Annotated in this window: 18 protein-coding genes; 5 read left to right on the top strand and 13 right to left on the bottom strand. The window is 60.1% G+C overall.

Annotated features, from left to right (window positions below; all coding sequences use genetic code 11):
* Window positions 1–213 precede the first annotated feature (213 nt).
* The 4 genes from J7E24_RS16940 to J7E24_RS16925 form a co-directional block, all read right to left on the bottom strand.
* Entirely contained in the window at window positions 214–483 is a 270-nt protein-coding gene (locus tag J7E24_RS16940) for a DUF167 domain-containing protein (protein ID WP_215139300.1), read from the bottom strand.
* A 3-nt stretch (window positions 484–486) separates the two neighbouring features.
* On the bottom strand, window positions 487–687 hold the full coding sequence (locus tag J7E24_RS16935) for a hypothetical protein (RefSeq protein WP_215139299.1): 201 nt from the start codon (window positions 685–687) through the stop codon (window positions 487–489).
* 396 nt (window positions 688–1,083) lie between these two features.
* Window positions 1,084–1,815, bottom strand: a complete 732-nt coding sequence (locus J7E24_RS16930; protein ID WP_317195682.1) for a Fe-S cluster assembly protein HesB — start codon at window positions 1,813–1,815, stop codon at window positions 1,084–1,086.
* Window positions 1,816–1,985: 170 nt separating this feature from the next.
* Window positions 1,986–2,858 (bottom strand): hypothetical protein, encoded by an 873-nt coding sequence (locus J7E24_RS16925; RefSeq protein ID WP_215139298.1) that lies wholly within the window; start codon window positions 2,856–2,858, stop codon window positions 1,986–1,988.
* A gap of 223 nt (window positions 2,859–3,081) precedes the next feature.
* On the opposite strand from J7E24_RS16925, the gene J7E24_RS16920 reads away from it, so the two are divergent.
* A complete protein-coding gene (locus J7E24_RS16920) occupies window positions 3,082–3,891 on the top strand; it encodes a TrmH family RNA methyltransferase (RefSeq protein WP_215139297.1) in 810 nt (269 codons plus the stop codon).
* Window positions 3,892–3,895: 4 nt separating this feature from the next.
* Here the strand turns inward: J7E24_RS16920 and J7E24_RS16915 are convergent, their stop codons facing one another.
* Window positions 3,896–4,561 carry a DoxX family membrane protein gene (locus tag J7E24_RS16915; RefSeq protein ID WP_215139296.1) on the bottom strand — a complete coding sequence of 222 codons (666 nt, stop codon included), beginning with the start codon at window positions 4,559–4,561 and terminating at the stop codon, window positions 3,896–3,898.
* A 137-nt stretch (window positions 4,562–4,698) separates the two neighbouring features.
* On the opposite strand from J7E24_RS16915, the gene J7E24_RS16910 reads away from it, so the two are divergent.
* Window positions 4,699–4,977, top strand: a complete 279-nt coding sequence (locus tag J7E24_RS16910) for an acylphosphatase (protein WP_215139295.1) — start codon at window positions 4,699–4,701, stop codon at window positions 4,975–4,977.
* Between the two features lie 10 nt (window positions 4,978–4,987).
* Here the strand turns inward: J7E24_RS16910 and J7E24_RS16905 are convergent, their stop codons facing one another.
* The 3 genes from J7E24_RS16905 to typA all read right to left on the bottom strand — a co-directional run bounded on the left by J7E24_RS16905 (window position 4,988) and on the right by typA (window position 8,501).
* Entirely contained in the window at window positions 4,988–5,728 is a 741-nt protein-coding gene (locus J7E24_RS16905; RefSeq protein WP_215139294.1) for a YqjF family protein, read from the bottom strand.
* 175 nt (window positions 5,729–5,903) lie between these two features.
* The gene (locus J7E24_RS16900; protein ID WP_215139293.1) at window positions 5,904–6,416 is read right to left on the bottom strand and encodes a DUF6630 family protein; all 513 of its coding nucleotides are present in this window, start codon (window positions 6,414–6,416) and stop codon (window positions 5,904–5,906) included.
* Window positions 6,417–6,692: 276 nt separating this feature from the next.
* On the bottom strand, window positions 6,693–8,501 hold the full coding sequence (typA, locus tag J7E24_RS16895) for a translational GTPase TypA (protein ID WP_215139292.1): 1,809 nt from the start codon (window positions 8,499–8,501) through the stop codon (window positions 6,693–6,695).
* A gap of 232 nt (window positions 8,502–8,733) precedes the next feature.
* On the opposite strand from typA, the gene msrB reads away from it, so the two are divergent.
* Together msrB and J7E24_RS16885 are read left to right on the top strand one after the other, a co-directional pair.
* On the top strand, window positions 8,734–9,306 hold the full coding sequence (gene msrB, locus J7E24_RS16890) for a peptide-methionine (R)-S-oxide reductase MsrB (protein ID WP_215139291.1): 573 nt from the start codon (window positions 8,734–8,736) through the stop codon (window positions 9,304–9,306).
* 335 nt (window positions 9,307–9,641) lie between these two features.
* On the top strand, window positions 9,642–9,989 hold the full coding sequence (locus J7E24_RS16885; RefSeq protein ID WP_215139290.1) for a hypothetical protein: 348 nt from the start codon (window positions 9,642–9,644) through the stop codon (window positions 9,987–9,989).
* Between the two features lie 95 nt (window positions 9,990–10,084).
* Here the strand turns inward: J7E24_RS16885 and J7E24_RS16880 are convergent, their stop codons facing one another.
* Window positions 10,085–10,759: a hypothetical protein gene (locus J7E24_RS16880; protein ID WP_215139289.1), complete on the bottom strand. Its 675-nt coding sequence runs from the start codon at window positions 10,757–10,759 to the stop codon at window positions 10,085–10,087.
* A 222-nt stretch (window positions 10,760–10,981) separates the two neighbouring features.
* Between J7E24_RS16880 and metG the strand changes: the two genes are divergently transcribed.
* Complete coding sequence (gene metG / locus J7E24_RS16875; protein WP_215139288.1) at window positions 10,982–13,027, top strand: methionine--tRNA ligase; 2,046 nt, start codon at window positions 10,982–10,984, stop codon at window positions 13,025–13,027.
* Between the two features lie 114 nt (window positions 13,028–13,141).
* On the opposite strand, the gene pth is transcribed toward metG, so the two are convergent.
* The 4 genes from pth to J7E24_RS16855 all read right to left on the bottom strand — a co-directional run bounded on the left by pth (window position 13,142) and on the right by J7E24_RS16855 (window position 16,813).
* Window positions 13,142–13,717, bottom strand: a complete 576-nt coding sequence (gene pth / locus J7E24_RS16870; RefSeq protein WP_215139302.1) for an aminoacyl-tRNA hydrolase — start codon at window positions 13,715–13,717, stop codon at window positions 13,142–13,144.
* 254 nt (window positions 13,718–13,971) lie between these two features.
* Window positions 13,972–14,544 (bottom strand): 50S ribosomal protein L25/general stress protein Ctc, encoded by a 573-nt coding sequence (locus J7E24_RS16865; protein ID WP_215139287.1) that lies wholly within the window; start codon window positions 14,542–14,544, stop codon window positions 13,972–13,974.
* Between the two features lie 142 nt (window positions 14,545–14,686).
* The gene (locus tag J7E24_RS16860) at window positions 14,687–15,751 is read right to left on the bottom strand and encodes a DUF6340 family protein (RefSeq protein ID WP_215139286.1); all 1,065 of its coding nucleotides are present in this window, start codon (window positions 15,749–15,751) and stop codon (window positions 14,687–14,689) included.
* A 132-nt stretch (window positions 15,752–15,883) separates the two neighbouring features.
* Window positions 15,884–16,813 (bottom strand): ribose-phosphate pyrophosphokinase, encoded by a 930-nt coding sequence (locus J7E24_RS16855; RefSeq protein ID WP_215139285.1) that lies wholly within the window; start codon window positions 16,811–16,813, stop codon window positions 15,884–15,886.
* Between the last annotated feature and the right edge of the window lie 4 nt (window positions 16,814–16,817).

Raw genomic sequence — 16,817 nt, 5'->3', positions numbered from 1 at the left:
TACTTTTGCATGACTACTTAGGAAGTGCCAGAAATCAATTTGGACGTCATGCTGAGCGAAGTCGAAGCATCTCTACCGCTTCGTTAAACGACCAAAACGAAGGGGTAAGGATGCCTCGACTTCGCTCAGCATGACGTCCTCTTGACTTTCTAAACAGCTTCAGCAGCTCAGCCGGGAAAACTCCACCAGGCCGCTGTCTGATTTCCTGGCCGGCTAAGTGCCAAACCTACCCAGCACTGCCCGAAAATCCGCCTCTGAAAGACCCCCGATTTCCACCTTTTTGAAGGGTGCCGTGTGGCCGCTGAGCAGTGTAAGGCTGGATTTGCTCACGCCAAACACTTCTGCCAGATATACCAGCAGGCAGGCGTTGGCTTTGCCATCCTGGGCCGGGGCATGCAGCCGGACGGTAACGGTGCCGTCGGGGGCAACGGCCAGCTGGTTTTGGCGGGCGTTGGGCCTGGCTTTCAGATGCAGAACGGGCAAAACTTAGGCGGGCGAGTTATAGGCGTCGTACACATTCCAGGCCCAGATGAGAAAGGGGACGATAAGCGTCCAGGACAGCAGAAAGCCAACGGTACCGCCGACAGCCCAGATCAGAAAGGCCTTCAGAAACTGACCCTTGATGAGCTGGCCCAAACCGGGCACGAAGATGGAAACCAGGGCGGGCAGGCCGTACGTTTGTTGCATTTAAGGTGATGGGTAAACGGTGGGGAAGTAGAATAGGGGATAGCGCAAGAGTAAGAACAGAAATTCCCGTTAGAGCTGCGGCGGATTCGGACGCAGGTCGGGGTGTCTCAGGAAACGGGCGTTTTTGCGCTACCGAGGCTATTTTTGAGAACACCCGTTCCGGCTACGCTGGCTTGTAGCTTTTGGTCATCTCACCAATCAAAGGCTCCTTGCAGCTTGGATAGTTGACTTATTGAGACAAATCAGCCTTTTTTTGGTAAGCAAATGGGCTTAACGGGAATTTCTGTTCCAACTCTTGCGCTACCCCAATAGCAATGCGGTAAGGTAGCAAGGTAGCATGAATCAACCTCAGCTGCTGAACGCGACAACGAGCCGGCTGGCTGCTAACGTGCTGCTTTAGCCCTGCACCCGGGCCTGCCCGAAGGGGCAGCGCTCCAGTAGCGTGCAGCGGCCGCAGGCGGGCGTGTGGAAGTAGCAGCATTTCTGGCCATGAAACATGAACACTTCGTGGTGGTCGTACACCTGCTGGGCGTCCCAGTTGGCGGGCAGCAGGGCCGCCAACTGCTTGTGGGCCGCCGCCTCGCCCACCTTGGGGCCTATCAGACCCAGGCGTTGCGCCACGCGGTGGTGGTGGCTATCGACGGGCATGGCTGGGCGGCGCAGGGTGCTGAACAGGAGCACGGCGGCGCTGGTTTTGGGCCCCACGCCAGGCAGCTGCTCCAGCCAGGCCCGCGCCTCCGGAATGGGCAAATCGGCCAGAAACGCCAGGTCGCAGGGGCCGCCGGCGCAGCGCTGGCCTACTTCGCGCAGAATCTGTTGGAGCCGTGGCGCCTTTTGCTCGGGCCAGGTACAGGGGCTGATGGCGGCTTCGACCTCGGCCGTTGGCGCATCGCGCACCTCATCCCAGCTCGGAAAGCGGGCCCGGAGCTGCTGGTAGGCCCGGTGCGAATCCTGGTTGCGGGTGCGGTGGGAAAGCAAAGAGCTTATTAGCTCGCTGAGCGGGTCTTTGGTCGCAAAAAACGCCACCGGACAGCCATATTCGGCGCAAAGCCTGGCGTGGGCCCACGAGGCCAGTTCCTGGCGTTCGGCCAGCGCAGATTCAGTAGCAGCAGTAGCGGAATTTTTCACCCGCTTTCCTACGTAGGCTTGCGTTGGCAGTTGTGCGGACCTGAGTTGGTAATTGTCCTGCTGAGCGCAGTCGAAGCATCTCTCCCGCAATAGTATTCTATAGTGGGTTTACCACTGCGGTAAAGATGCTTCGATTGCGCTCAGCAGGACGTTCATTCCCTAAATAATTCCTACCGGCCGGTGTTGTACAGAAGCACGGCCTGCTTAACGTTGTTCTGCGACTTGCCTCCGATGGCCAGCGGAACAATGGCCAGCGGAATGGCCGCATACATCAGCGGCGACACCGAGAAGCCGTTGCTGCCGCCAAAGCTGGAGAGCACGCCCGCCAGCAGCAGCCCGCCCGCGCCCACGTAGCTGAGCGTGGTGAAGGTTTGGTAGCGGCGCGCACTGGCCAGCAGCTGCTGAGCACCGGCGTTGTCGGTGGTAGCCAGCTGCAGGTTGCGGATGCTCAGGTCCTCAATCGGGCCGTTGTCTTTGCTGAAATACTCGTTGCGCACCGTGCGGTAACCGCCAAAACCGCCGTAGCCGTAGGGGTTGTACCCATACGGGCTGTAGCCGCCGGGCCCGAAGCCGTTGTTGCTGTACTGCTGTTGCGTGATGGAGTACAGGCTGATGCGGCCCACCCGGTCGCGGCGCAGGGTGCTTTCGCGCTTGCTGCGGCCGGGCAGGGTAGTGCGCACGTAAAACCCGCTCTGGTCTTCGTAGTAGCGCACATCGTTAAGGTCGAGCTTTTGCTGGCCATCAATGAGCAGAAAAGTACGCCCGAACACCGGACTACGAACTTCCACGTCGTAGCCGCGCAGTACCTGGCCCGATTTCAGGCCCACGCTGTAGCTGGTGGTGTTGGCGGGCGGCAGTGGTGCCTGGCGTGGGTCGGGGGCCGGCGCCGTGGGGGCCGGGGCCAGCACGGGCGGGGCTGCCGGACGGGTGGTATCGGGTGGGGTGGGGGCGGGTACTGTGCTCAGCTCGCGGGGTGTTTGCTGGGCCAGCGCCGGTTGTGCAAGGGCGCTCAGCGCCATCAGAGGAAGAAATCGAAGCAGCATAAAAGCAAATAACGTAGAAAGCCCGAAAATATGGATAGAGCCCTGTTCTATCCTCCCGGCAGAGCCGCCGGTCAGGTACCAGCCCCGCGGGCAGTAGCCCCGCTATATTCATGCCGGGTTGCCCGGGGTGCGGAGCCCGCTGAATGTCTGGAGCTGCCTCCGACGGGCGGTCTGCCTATCTTTGGCACCGCCCGGCGCATTCTGCCGGCTGCTTTGCCTGCTTATGTTTGCTTCCGACGCCATCACTTCGCCCCAGAACCCGCGCATCAAAAATTTGCTGCGGCTCCAGCAAAAATCGGCTGAGCGCCGCAGCCAGGGCCTCACCATCATTGAGGGGCTGCGCGAGCTGACCATTGCCCGGGCCAATGGGGTAGCGGTGCCCACCGTGTTTGTGTGCGCCGAGCTAGCCGGCCCCGCCCACGAAGCCGAACTACAGGCCCTGTTTGCCGGCTCCGACACCGAGTGGGTGTCTGTGTCGAAGGCCGTATTCGGGAAAGTAGCCTACCGCGAAGGCTCCGACGGTGTACTGGCCCTGGCCCGCCCGCCCCACCACACCCTCGAAAGCCTCGTGTTGCCCCAAAACCCGCTGCTATTGGTGCTCGAAGCCGTAGAGAAGCCCGGCAACCTAGGGGCCATTCTGCGCACTGCCGACGCGGCCCGGGCCACGGCCGTCATCGTCTGCGACCCGCGCACCGACCTGTTTAACCCCAACGCCATCCGCAGCAGCATCGGCTGCTCGTTTACAGTGCCTACCGTGGCTACCTCGCGCCCCGAGCTGCTGGCCTGGTGCGCCGCCTACGGTATCCGTACCTATGCCGCCGCCCTCACCGAGCGGGCCGTGCCTTACACCAGCTGCGACTTTCGCGGCCCCACGGCCCTGGTAATGGGCACCGAAGCCGACGGCCTCACCCCCGAACTCATGCAGGCCTGCGACCAAACCATTATCATCCCGATGCAGGGCTACATCGATTCGCTCAACGTGAGCACCGCCACCGCCATCCTCACGTTTGAGGCCGTGCGCCAACGCATGTAGCCGCCTATGGCCGGCTGCGCCGCCAACTCCACCAGGTGCCCACAAGCAGCAGCACACCTCCAAGGGCCATTACGCCCACCATAACACCCAGCGAAATGGGGTAGAGCAACGCGCCGCCCAGCGTTATGCCCAGCGCCAGCCACCAGAAAATTTCGGGGCCCAGGCCGGCCGTACGCAACGGCAATGCGCGCAATTCCTCGGTCTGTTGGGGCGGGTAAAACAGGAGCTTGAGCCGTTGATAGTCGTGGAGCAGCAGCCCAACCGTCAGGACCAGGAAGCCGGTAGTGAGCAGGGGCGTGCCCAGCCAGTTTTGCGACCAGGTGAGGAAGATGATGTTGAGCCACATGGGCACCAGCAGCAGGGCCCCCAGCAGCGCAAACCGGCCCGTCAGAAGCAGTAAGCCAATCAACAGTTGCGCCATGCCAATAAACCGGGCAAACAGTTCCAACTGATGCCGGGCCAGAAAAGCGTGGTCCATAGGCGGGCCCATCAGGCCAGGCAGGTGGTTGTCGGAGAGCTTGTAGAGGCCGCCGCCGAGCATGAGCGCGCCCAGCAGCAGGCGGCTGCCCCACACGCAGGCCAGCCGCAGCCGGCCTCCTGCAAGCAGGGCCACTACTGTTGCCAGAAAGGGTAGAAGTATCGTCGCTAGGTAGAAATACGAAGGGTGCATGCGCTAAACTACCGAAGGCTTCGCAACTCCGGCTACAAATTCCACGTCCGATAACTAGCGGCGGCCAAACGGGCTGTTTGGCCCCTTCAACCGAGCTGCCGACGTGCTACCGGCCGGCAGTGTTCCTCTAGAAATACATGACGACTGAACACCGCACATTTCTAGTACAGGGCCGCGTGCAGGGCGTATTTTTCCGCCAGAGCACCCGGCAACAGGCGCGCCAGCTGGGCCTGACCGGTTACGCCCGCAACAACCCCAACGGTACCGTAACCATTGAGGCCGAAGGTCCGACTGAGGCGCTGGACGCGCTGGAAAGCTGGTGCCGACAGGGTGGTCCGCCCACAGCCCGCGTAGACAAGGTGGAGGTAACAGCCGGTGAGGTCCAGGGCTACGCGCAGTTCGAGGTGCGCCATTAGCCAGCCCGGGTTACACGCGGCGCAGGCTCTGCACCGTCACGTCGAGTGGGGCAGCGGCGTACAGCAGGGGCGGGCCGGCAGGCGTGGGAAGGCCGTGGCTTTCGAGCAGTGTTGAGTTCCATTCCTGCAGTGTGGCCTCGTGCAGCTGCCAGGGCTCGTGCCAGAGCTGCCCACGCCACAGTTGCGGCCCGTGGTGGCCGGCGCGCACGTCGGGGCCAGCCGTATACAGCAGGTAGCGTTCGGTAAGGAAGTGGGCCAGCGTGCCCGGCCGGGCTATGGGCAAGGCCGCGCCAGGCGTCCAGGCGGCGGCGAAGCTGGCGGGTGCTGCTCCCCGGTGCGTGCGCTCGGCTACGGTTCTTAGCTGGCCGTTGGTTTCGGTGAGCGTCATGCGGGCGTGCAGGTAGGGCAGGTGAAACAGCGTACGGGCCGCCCACACCCCCAGCGGCTGGGTGGCATCGAGCGAAATAAACCAGACACCCGGCACTCCATCGAGGCGGGCGTAGGTGCGCACGTTCAGCTCGTGCAGCGCGCTCAGGCCCGGCACGGCCGGCAGCCCCAGCGGCCGGATATGGCTCATCGTGAAGGGTACCACGCCCAGCCAGGCCTGGCCCTCAAACAAATCCAGCTCCAGGCGGGCCGGCAGGTAAGGCCGTAGCAAGTCGGGCGGCACCGGCCAGTGGGCAAACAGCAGGTTGCTCCAGCGCTGCCGCATCAGCGGCAGGCGGCGGGAAGTAGGAGGGGTGGAGGGCACGGGGCGAGAACGAAGCGGGAAGTCTGGAACGAAGAAACCGTAGCAGCACCGAACGGTTATAACGCAGTGCCAACATCGGCCTAACGCTCAGGCAGCCAGCGGGCCTTCGCGCTCCGGGCATCCTGCTGCGTGGTTCTGTGTGCCCCCGGTTAGGCTAAGCCTGCGGTTGGCCAGGCTACCACTGGTGCAGCTTAAAGCCCAGCTGTTGCGCCTGTGTAGCCAACTCTTCGGCCTGCTCCTGCGCTACCACGCTCAGCGGATATGAGTCGCCGTCGAGGTCGAACATTACTAAGGCCAATCCGAGTGGCTCCAGGGTATCCTGCACGAGGTCCAGTTGCTCTGGTCCGAGGTCTTCATCGGCGCCTATACCCGGCGTTTCCGGTACTGGGGCACGCCCTTGCCGGGCCAGCACGTGGTTCAGGTTGCTCAGTATCTCGCCGGCAGTTTCTGTCCAGTCACATTCCACGGCCAGATCTTCGGCCAGCAGCGCATCAAGCAGGGCAATGTCGCGCAATTCCTGGGGCGGTAGTTCCTCTTCTATGCCGCGTTCGGCCAGCTCCTCCGCAAACTGTGCCGCATAGCCCGCTGTATCGGTCAGCACCAGGTCCAGCCGGCCGGCCAGCCGCTGAGTTGGCGCAGTGTCACCCAGAGTGAAGATGTTTATAAAAGCCAGGAGTTCAGGATGCATGCTGGTGGGTGGAAGTGGTTGGAAAGAGAAGCGGTTGTTGAAGCTGCTTGGAAAGTCAACAGAACGTCATGCTGAGCTTGCCGAAGCATCTCTACCGCTTCGTTGGATTACCATTGCAACGAAGCGGTAGGGATGCTTCGGCTATGCTCAGCATGACGTTCTGATTTCAGGTACTTTGTGAATAGCTTTTTTATAAAAGTAGGTAAGCTCAGACAGACACAAAAAAGGAGGGCAGCCACTGGCTGCCCTCCTTTTTTTAAATCAATTGACTAACAACTAGTCAACTTTCTTGGCCGAACGAAGACGCTCGTTTTCGTCGAGCAGGATCTTACGCATCCGGATCGACTTGGGCGTTACCTCCAGGTACTCATCCTTCTGGATGTATTCCATGGCTTCTTCCAGCGAGAACTGACGCTTCGGAACAATCTTGGCGTTATCGTCGGTACCCGACGCCCGCATGTTCGTGAGCTTCTTGCCCTTCTGGATGTTGATGGTCAAATCGTTCGGGCGGGTGTGCTCGCCGATAACCTGGCCGGCGTACACCTCTTCTCCCGGATCAACGAAGAACTCACCACGGTCCTGCATCTTGTCGATGGTGTAGGCCGTACCAACGCCCGTATCCATCGAAATCAGCGAACCGGCAATACGGCCCGGAATCACGCCCTTGTGCGGCTCGTAAGCCGAGAAGCGGTGGTTCATGATGGCCTCACCAGCGGTGGCGGTCAGCACGTTGTTCCGCAGGCCGATCAGGCCCCGGGCCGGGATGTTGAACTCCAGGTGCTGCAGGTCGCCCTTAGGCTCCATGATGGTCAGCTCACCTTTGCGCATCGTTACCAGCTCGATTACCTTGCCGGCCGTCGTCTCGGGCACGTCCACTACCAAGTGCTCAATCGGCTCCAAACGGTTGCCTTTCTCGTCTTCCTGGAACAATACCTGCGGCTGGCCAACCTGCAGCTCGAACCCTTCGCGACGCATGGTCTCGATGAGTACCGACAAGTGCAGAATGCCCCGGCCGTACACCAGGAAGCTGTCCTCACGGTCGGTTTCCTTCACGCGCAGAGCCAGGTTTTTCTCGGTCTCCTTGAACAAACGGTCGCGCAGGTGGCGCGAGGTCACGAACTTGCCTTCCTTACCGAAGAAGGGCGAGTTGTTGATGGTGAACAGCATGTTCATCGTCGGCTCGTCGATGCTGATAACCGACAGGCCCTCGGGGTTTTCGGCGTCGGCCAGCGTGTCGCCGATGTCGAAGCCTTCGATGCCCGTTACGGCGCAGATTTCGCCCGAGCTAACCTCGGCTACTTTCGTGCGGCCCAAACCTTCGAACACCTGCAGCTCCTTGATTTTTACCTTCTTGATGGTGCCGTCGCGCTTCACGAGGCTCATGTTGGCGCCTTCCTTCAGCGTACCGCGGTGTACGCGGCCGATGCCGATGCGGCCCACGAACGACGAGTAGTCGAGCGAGGTAATCTGCATCTGGGGCGTGCCCTCCAGGGTAGGAGCAGCCGGAATAGATGCCACTACGGCGTCGAGCAGCGGAATGATGCTGTCGGTTTTTACTTTCCAGTCGGTGCTCATCCAGCCCTGCTTCGAAGAGCCGTACAGCGTTACGAAGTCCAGCTGGTCTTCGCTGGCACCGAGGTTGAACATAAGGTCGAATACCTGCTCGTGCACCTCGTCGGGCCGGCAGTTCTCTTTGTCTACTTTGTTCACCACCACGATGGGCTTCAGGCCCAGGTCGATGGCTTTGCCCAGCACGAAGCGGGTCTGGGGCATGGCACCTTCGAAGGCATCGACGAGCAGCAGTACGCCGTCGGCCATTTTCAGTACGCGCTCCACCTCGCCACCGAAGTCGGCGTGACCAGGCGTGTCGATGATGTTGATTTTAACGTCTTTGTACCGAACCGATACGTTTTTCGAGACGATGGTAATGCCCCGCTCACGCTCCAGGTCGTTGTTGTCGAGGATGAGGTCGTCGAACTGCTGATGTTCGTCGAACAGCTTCGAGGCGTGGATAATCTTGTCCACGAGCGTGGTCTTGCCGTGGTCAACGTGCGCAATGATGGCGATATTCCGAATGTTCTGCATACAGGGGTTTTTGCGGGTGCAAATGTACGCATTATTGAGCGTAAGTTCAGGCGGCTGGTTAATTATCAGGGAGTAAGCCAGCAGCAGTGGCCAACTGGTGGGCCGACAGGCAGTTAAATATAATGGCCCTGCAGGCCCGGCCAGCCCCCAACCGAACCGTCTGCGGCCTGCGTATGTTATCTGTCTGCCGCCTAAAACGAACGGCTTTCTTTTTCAGAAAAATACTCATCACATGCGCTCTTCTCTCCTGATTTTGCTGCTCTCGGCGGCCACCTTCAACACCGCCTGCTCGCAGACCAGCTCCCGCGACACCAAGATGGATGCCGTCGATTCGGCCCGCCCGACCACAACAGCTTCTGCGGCAGGCAAGGAGTATCCGAAGCCGCAGCCCATGACGGGTAAACCCGGCGAATTCCCGATTCAGAAAACGGACGCCGAGTGGAAAAAGCAGCTCACTGCCGAGCAGTATTTCATCCTGCGCGAGCACGGCACCGAAAAGCCGTTTGATAACCCTTATAACGACAACCACGAGAAGGGCAACTATTACTGCGCCGCCGATGGCAACCTGCTATTCTCTTCGGAAACCAAGTTTGAGTCGGGTACTGGCTGGCCCAGCTTCTGGGCGCCGGCCGCCAACAGCAGCCTCAAAATTGTAACCGACAATAGCTACGGCATGAGCCGCGATGGGCTGGTATGCGCTAAGTGCGGCGGCCACCTGGGCCATGTCTTCAACGATGGGCCCAAGCCCACCGGCCTGCGCTATTGCATGGATTCGTACGGCATGACCTTCAAAAAGGCCGAATAAGCGCCCGGTTATCGGTGTACATCTGATAACGAAACCACGTTGCTTAAAACGGCCCGCCGGCAATCTGTGCCGGTGGGCCGTTTTGTATAGCCTTCTGGTGCCCTGGCAGGACGCAACGGATGCCTTTCTACTTCTGCGCAACCTGTGCAACGACTTGCCCCGGCGCTGGGCTGAAGCGGAAACAACTGCCATGAGCGGTATGAGCGTCCGGGTGGCCGTATGGGATGGAATCAGGGCAGGGCTGCAAAAAGGTGCTAGCCAAGCCAACCTCACCTGCCTCTGGTCGTTAGCAAAAGAGCTGCCCCACTCCGGGCCAGCTCCTTTTTCCTGCTCTCATGCATACCGCCGCCGTTGTGTTTCGCCTTTTACTGCCCGCCGCCCTGCTGCTTGCCGGGTGTACCACCTCGCAGGAAACCCGTAGCGAGGAGGCCAGCGTACGGCGCGTGCCCGGCCGCATCGTAACCGATGCCGACCGGCAGGCCGCCTACAACAGCAATGCCGGGTACGGCGGCGCTACACCCGATGCCACGCCCGGTCGGGTTAGGCTCGGCGAGCAAGCCAGTGGCATCAACTCGCAGAAGAACCCTGAGAGCCTCAATGACGATAACAACAACACCGCTACGCCCGAAACCCGCCTGCGCCGTGTGAAAGGAGCTCCCGCCGATACACTGCGGCTTCCGTAGCGTGTAAGCACCCCTTTGCTCATAATGGTGAGAGGCCCAACGGCCCGCTGTCTTGTTGCAGCGGGCCGTTGGGCCTCTCACCATTATGGGCAGGCCTACGAATCTGTGCCTGTTGTGGGCGAATCTGGGTCGGTAGCTGCTGTGGGGTTTTTGGCGGCACGCGAGCGGCTGGCTGTAGTGCCGGTTTTGGCTGCGGTTGCCCTGGTAGTAGTAGCGCGGCTGGTTTTGGCTGCGGGCTTGGTACCCGAGCTACCGGCCGAACTGGTAGAGCTGCGGCGCGTGGTGGCCGGCGTCTTCGCAACGGCTTCAGCCTCGGGCAGCGTGCCCGGGTCGGCTGTGGCCGCAATGCTGTCGGCCCCAGCCTGCGTACCCGACTCCTGGCCGCGTACAATGGTATGCAGAGCCTGCTCGAAGAGGTGCTCCATATCGGTGTCGAGGCGGCGGGTAGCATCTTTCACCACTTCCCGCAGCTTGGTTTTGGTATCCTTACGAATGCGTTTTACCACCTCGTTTATGCGGGCATCCAGCTCCTTCTGCAATTGTTTGGCGGCTTTTTGCAGTGCCTTTTTCTGGCCATTATTTTTGCCTGCCTGCTGAGTTTTCAAGCTTTTCGAAGCCGCTTTATCTGCTTTCAGCTGTGCTTTGGCAGCCTTGGCCTGTGCTTTCTCGGCAGGGTCTTTTAGCACTTTAGGCGCTTTGTCTTTTTTGCCGGTCTTTTCTTTTTTCGGCTTGTCTTTTTTAGCCGACTTTTCTTTGGAGGACTTGCTCATAGTGGAATCAGAAAATGTTGAAAAAGAAAAGAGTATGAGTAGATACGGCCTGTTGCGCTACCGGTTGGATTTGCCCTCCTTCTTCCTGCCCTAACTTGCCAAGCAGGGCCCTGTGCTGGGCCTGGGGCCTGTGGGGTTGCCTGTTTTACTCGTTCCTTTGCACCCCCGCGGCCAGCTGGCTTCCTGTGGCCGCTTTCTACCCGCCGACTTTCCCTTCTGCTTATGCCTGACTTGCCCCAACGCTACACTGTAACGGCCGCGTTGCCTTACGCCAACGGCCCCGTGCACATCGGCCACCTAGCCGGCGTGTACCTGCCCGCCGACATTTACGTGCGCTACCTGCGCGCCCAGCAGCGCGACGTCAAGTTCATTTGCGGCTCCGACGAGCACGGCGTGCCCATCACCATCCGGGCCCAGAAGGAAGGCGTCACCCCGCAGCAGGTCGTGGATAAGTACCACGCCCTCATCGGCGACTCGTTCCGCGACTTTGGCGTGTCGTTCGATATCTATTCGCGTACGTCCTCCAGCGTGCACGCCGAAACGGCCAGCGACTTTTTCAAGAAGCTGCACGCCGAAGACAAGTTTATCGAGCAGGTATCGGAGCAGTATTATGATGAGCAGGCCGACCAGTTTCTGGCCGACCGCTACATCGTGGGCACCTGCCCCAACTGTGGCAACGACAACGCCTACGGCGACCAGTGCGAGAAGTGCGGCACCTCGCTTTCGCCCACCGAACTCATCAACCCGCGCTCCATGCTGAGCGGCAACCACCCCGTGCTGCGCGAAACCAAACACTGGTACCTGCCCCTCGACCAGTACGAGCCCTGGCTGCGCGAGTGGATTGTGGAGGGCCACAAGCACGACTGGAAAGCCAACGTGTATGGCCAGTGTAAGTCTTGGATCGACCAGGGCCTGCTGCCCCGCGCCGTGACGCGCGACCTCGACTGGGGCGTGCCCGTGCCGGTGTCCGGTGGCGAGGGCAAAGTACTGTACGTCTGGTTCGATGCGCCCATCGGCTACATTTCGGCCACCAAAGAGCTGCTGCCCGACACCTGGGAAACCTACTGGAAAGACAGCGGCACGAAGCTGGTGCACTTCATCGGCAAAGACAACATCGTGTTCCACTGCATCATCTTCCCCACGATGCTCAAGGCCCACGGCGACTATATCCTGCCCGATAATGTGCCCGCTAACGAGTTCCTGAACCTAGAAGGCGACAAAATCAGCACCAGCCGCAACTGGGCCGTGTGGCTGCACGAGTACCTGCAGGATTTCCCCGGCCAGGCCGACGTGCTACGCTACATGCTCTGCGCCAACGCCCCTGAAAACAAGGACAACGACTTCACCTGGAAGGACTTTCAAGCCCGCAACAACAACGAACTGGTGGCCAACCTGGGCAACTTCGTGAACCGGGCCGTGGTGCTCACCCACAAGTTCTTCGGTGGCCAGGTACCGGCCAGCGCCGGCTTCACGCCCGAGGATGAAGAGGTACTGCGCCAGCTGCAGGAGTTCCCGGCCCGTATTGGTGAGCTGATCGACAACTACCGCTTCCGCGACGCCCTGAATGAGCTGATGAACCTCTCGCGCCTGGGCAACAAGTACCTGGCCGACCAGGAGCCCTGGAAGCTCATCAAAACCGACGAGGCCCGCACCGGCACCGTGCTGCACGTTTCGCTGCAGCTTACCGCCGCTTTCGTAACGCTGCTCGAACCCTTCCTGCCCGAAGCCGCCGCCCGCCTCGGCCGCATGCTGAATGCCGAGAAAGGCACCTGGCCCAAAGCCGGCCGCCCCGATGCCCTGCCCGCTGGCCACCACTTGGCCGAAGCCGCGCTGCTGTTCACCAAAATCGAAGACGCCACCGTGGAAGCCCAGATTCAGAAGTTGCTCGATACCAAGAAAGCCAACGAACTGGCCGCCGCCGTAGCCGCGCCCGCCAAGGAGGACATCAGCTTCGAGCAGTTCCAGACGATGGACTTACGCATCGGTACCATCGTAGCCGCCGAGAAGGTCGCCAAAACCAAAAAGCTGCTCAAACTCAGCGTGGACTTAGGTTTCGACGAGCCCCACACCATTGTATCGGGCATTGCCGAGCACTTCCTGCCCGAGGCCCTAGTGGGCCAGCAGGTGCAGGTACTGCTCAATCTCGCACCCCGCGAAATCAAGGGCATTCAGAGCCAAGGCATGCTGCTAATGGCCGAAAACGCCGACGGCGTGCTTAGCCTCATGCAGCCCAGCAGCCCCGTGCGGCCGGGTAGTTCGGTGGCGTAGCGTAATTTTAGAAGTACGATATTAGAAGTGAGAGGTGAGACTTTCGTGCTGATTGCCTAGTTCCGCTGGGCAATCAGCACGAAAGTCTCACCTCTCACTTCTAATATCGTACTTCTAGGCGTCAGCCTTCACATTCACCACGTTCATGGCGCGCTCCACGCCCTGCATCCCGAAAGCCAGCACGGCCTCACCGGCTTTTTCCAGGCGGCCTTCCAGATCAATTCGCTCATCCTCTGAGAACGGGCTGAGCACGTAATCGACCTGCCGGCCGCGGCCGAAGCTGGAGTCGATGCCAAAGCGCAGGCGGGCGTACTCGTCGGTGCCCAGCGTTTCCTGGATGTGCTTAAGGCCGTTCTGGCCGCCGGCCGAGCCTTTGGCTTTCAGCCGCAGCTTGCCGAAGGGTAGGGCCAGGTCGTCGGTTACCACCAGCAGCTGCGCCTTTTCGAGCTTGAGGGCGCTGAGCCAGTGCGCGGCGGCCTTGCCGCTCAGGTTCATGTAGGTGGTGGGCTTCACGAGCACAAACCGGCGGCCCTTGTGCTTGAACTCGGTAGTAAAGGCGTGGCGACCCAGCTGCCAGGGCGCGGCCTCGTGCTTGCGGGCCAGCCAGTCGGCCACCATAAAGCCTACGTTATGCCGCGTGTCGGCGTATTCGGGCCCGATGTTGCCCAGGCATAAAATCAAAAAGACCACGAACTCAGGATCACGGATTAGCACGGATTTTAACGGATTGCACGGATTTTGTAGATGACTCCGTGCGGGGAATCCGTGGAAGCTCCCCATCGCAAAAGTAGGCGGCATTGCGCAAAGCAGCCGTTACCTAAAAAGCAAAAGAGCCGCTCCAATAGTGGAGCGGCTCTTTTAATGAAAATCGAAATAGGAACAATTCCAGCGAATCGACTACAAAATCCGTGCAATCCGCTAAAATCCGTGCTAATCCGTGATCCTTATTTGTCGGCGTTCAGCGTGCCTTTGAGGGCACGTGGGATGGCCACAGTAGCAATAGGAGCCTGGGGGCTGCTAAGGATGGTATAGCCTTTGGCTTCTACGGCACTCACTTTGATCGACTTGCCCAGCGCCAGGTCCGAAATGTTCACCTCCACCGAGTCGGGCAGGTTTTCGGGCGTAGCTTTTACTTTGATTTTGCGGAGCTTGCTTACCAGCTTGCCACCGGCCAGTACGCCCGGCGATACGCCTACGTACTTCACGGGAACCTCCATTTTCACTTCCTTGCCTTCCTGCAGCTCCAGGAAGTCAACGTGCAGCAGCATTTCGTTCACGGGGTGGAACTGCGAGTCCTGCACGATGGCGCGGTACATGGTACCCTCAATGTTGAGGTCGACGATGTGCACCTCGGGGGTGTACAGCAACTCGCGGAACAGGATGGCCGGAACGGAGAAGTGAACCTGCTCGGCGCCGCCGTACAGTACGCATGGTACGTACGAATCGAGGCGGACCGCTTTGGCGTCCTTCTTACCGAGATTCGCTCTTTTAAACCCTACAATCTCGAGGCTTTTCATAAAAGTGTGCTTTGGAGGAAAATTCGCTCACCCACAGCAGGCAAACGGGCCGCAAAGATAGGCAGATGGATTGGCAATTGAAACCCCGGCATCAGCCTCCTGCTGCGAAACCTCAGCAGCGCCCCAGCAAACCGTGAAACCGTTAGTCGGCCGCGGCGCCCGGCAACTGCTCCGATACCACCAGCTCGGCCTGCTGGCGCTGCTGCAGCTCGCGCAAATAGCCGCTGGCAGCCCTGAGCTGGTGCGTGTATGCGGCCTTACGGGCGTAGGCTATGGCCTCGGGCAGGCGGTTGTTTAGCTCCTCAAACACGGCAAGGTTGTAGTTGGCCCGGCCTGCCACCTTGGAGTCGGGGCTTTGGGCCGCTTTTTGCCACGCCCCTGCCGCCTGCACCCAGTCGGTGGCGTTTACTATTTGTTTGGCCTGCTGCATGTAGGCATCCTTGCGGGTGGCCGTGTACACCTCACGCGCCAGGTTCACATATGAAGGCGCAATTCGGCGGGCGTACTGGTCGCCAATACGGGCGGCCAGCTCCCGGATGCAGTCGGCGGGCGGAGGCAGCTGGCGCAAGGCATCCTGATAAGTAGGGCCTTCGCTGGTCCAGTGCATCCCGTCCTCTTGCTTGGCCTGGTCGACCACTGTTCCATCGGGTCCGTAGGTCCGAAAACCCGTTACGAGGCGCATTTCCATCACCGCCACCGTTAACGCCACCTTGCGGTCGGGCTTATCTTTCTCCTTGATGACGCGTTCTTCCTGCCGCTGCGTTACCTGCATATCCGAGTCGAATGCTTCCAGCACTACCAAGCCGTCAACCTGGGTTTCGGCGCACACCTGCCGCACGTAGCCAGGTGCCAGGGGAGGCAGAAAAAACTCGCGGGTGCGGCCTACGAGTTGCAGGTTGGCCGGTGTTACCCGGAAACGCGGACTGTTGCGCATCAAGGCCTCGCCCACACTCAGGGCGCAGGTTTCGGTGCCGGCCCGGTCAACCAGCAGGCCCTCACCGGTAAATACCCCCTCTAGTACATCGAAAAGCTTGTCACGGCCATTTTCCGGCAACACCCGGCTGGCCGTGGCAATGCGCTCCATGTTGCTGGGCATGGTTACGGCCGCCGGAGCCAACGACTGCATGTGGACGGTAGTGGTGCAGCCAGCTAACAGACCCAGGGCCAATAAACCAACAGAAGCAAAGCGGAGTAGCGGAGTTTTCATAGCGGCAGAAATAAAAAGGAGGGAAAAGTTCCCTTCCCCTCCTTTTTATTATCAAGACCGTGCCAAAATTCACTTCTTCCCCTTTCCAGAGGATTCTTCTATACCTTAGTTGGAACTGCTTTGGCTACCGGCTTAGATAAACAGCGAGCTGATAGACTCATGGGTAACCACGTTGCGGATGGCCTGGGCAAATAGCGGAGCCAGCGTAATAACCCGGATTTTAGAATTTTCCTGCTGCAGCGGAATCGTGTCGGTAATGACCAATTCCTCCAGCATCGAGTTGCGGATCCGCTCGTGGGCCGGGCCCGAAAGCACGCCGTGGGTAATTACGGCCCGTACCGATTTGGCACCGCGTTCCATCAGCAGCTCGGCAGCTTTGCAAATCGTGCCGGCCGTGTCTACAATATCATCCACGAGCACCACATTCATGCCCGTTACATCACCAATCACCTGCATAGAGGCAATTTCATTGGCCCGCAGGCGCATCTTGTCGCACACCACAATTTCGGCCCCGAACTTTTTGGCAAAGCCCCGGGTGCGCACCACGCCGCCCACATCGGGCGAAGCGAAAATCAGGTTGTCGAGGCCCAGCGACTGAATGTAGGGCGCCATCACCGTAGCGCCGTCGAGGTGGTCAACGGGAATATCGAAGAAGCCCTGAATCTGGCCGGCGTGCAGGTCGCAGGTCATCAGGCGGTCGGTGCCCACGCTCTGCACAAAATCGGCCACCACTTTGGCCCCGATGCTCACGCGGGGTTTGTCCTTGCGGTCCTGGCGGGCGTAGCCGTAGTAGGGCATCACCACAGTAACCGAGGCGGCCGAGGCGCGCTTGGCAGCGTCTACCATCAACATGAGCTCCATCAGGTTTTCGGCCGGCGGGTTGGTGCTCTGAATCAGAAATACCGCGCAACCCCGGATGCTCTCATTGAAGCTGGGGCCGAGTTCCGTATCGGCGAAGCGCTGGATACTCAGGTCGCCGAGCGGCTGACCATACGCCTCGGCAATTTTTTCGCCTAGCTCGTGGGAGGCGTTACCGGCGAAAATCTTGACTTGCTGAGCCATGAGA

The organism is Hymenobacter sp. ISL-91 (assembly GCF_018613725.1).
Lineage (GTDB): Bacteria > Bacteroidota > Bacteroidia > Cytophagales > Hymenobacteraceae > Hymenobacter.
The sequence above is the reverse complement of the archived record's forward strand: the minus strand, read 5'-3'. Positions and strand labels throughout refer to the sequence as shown.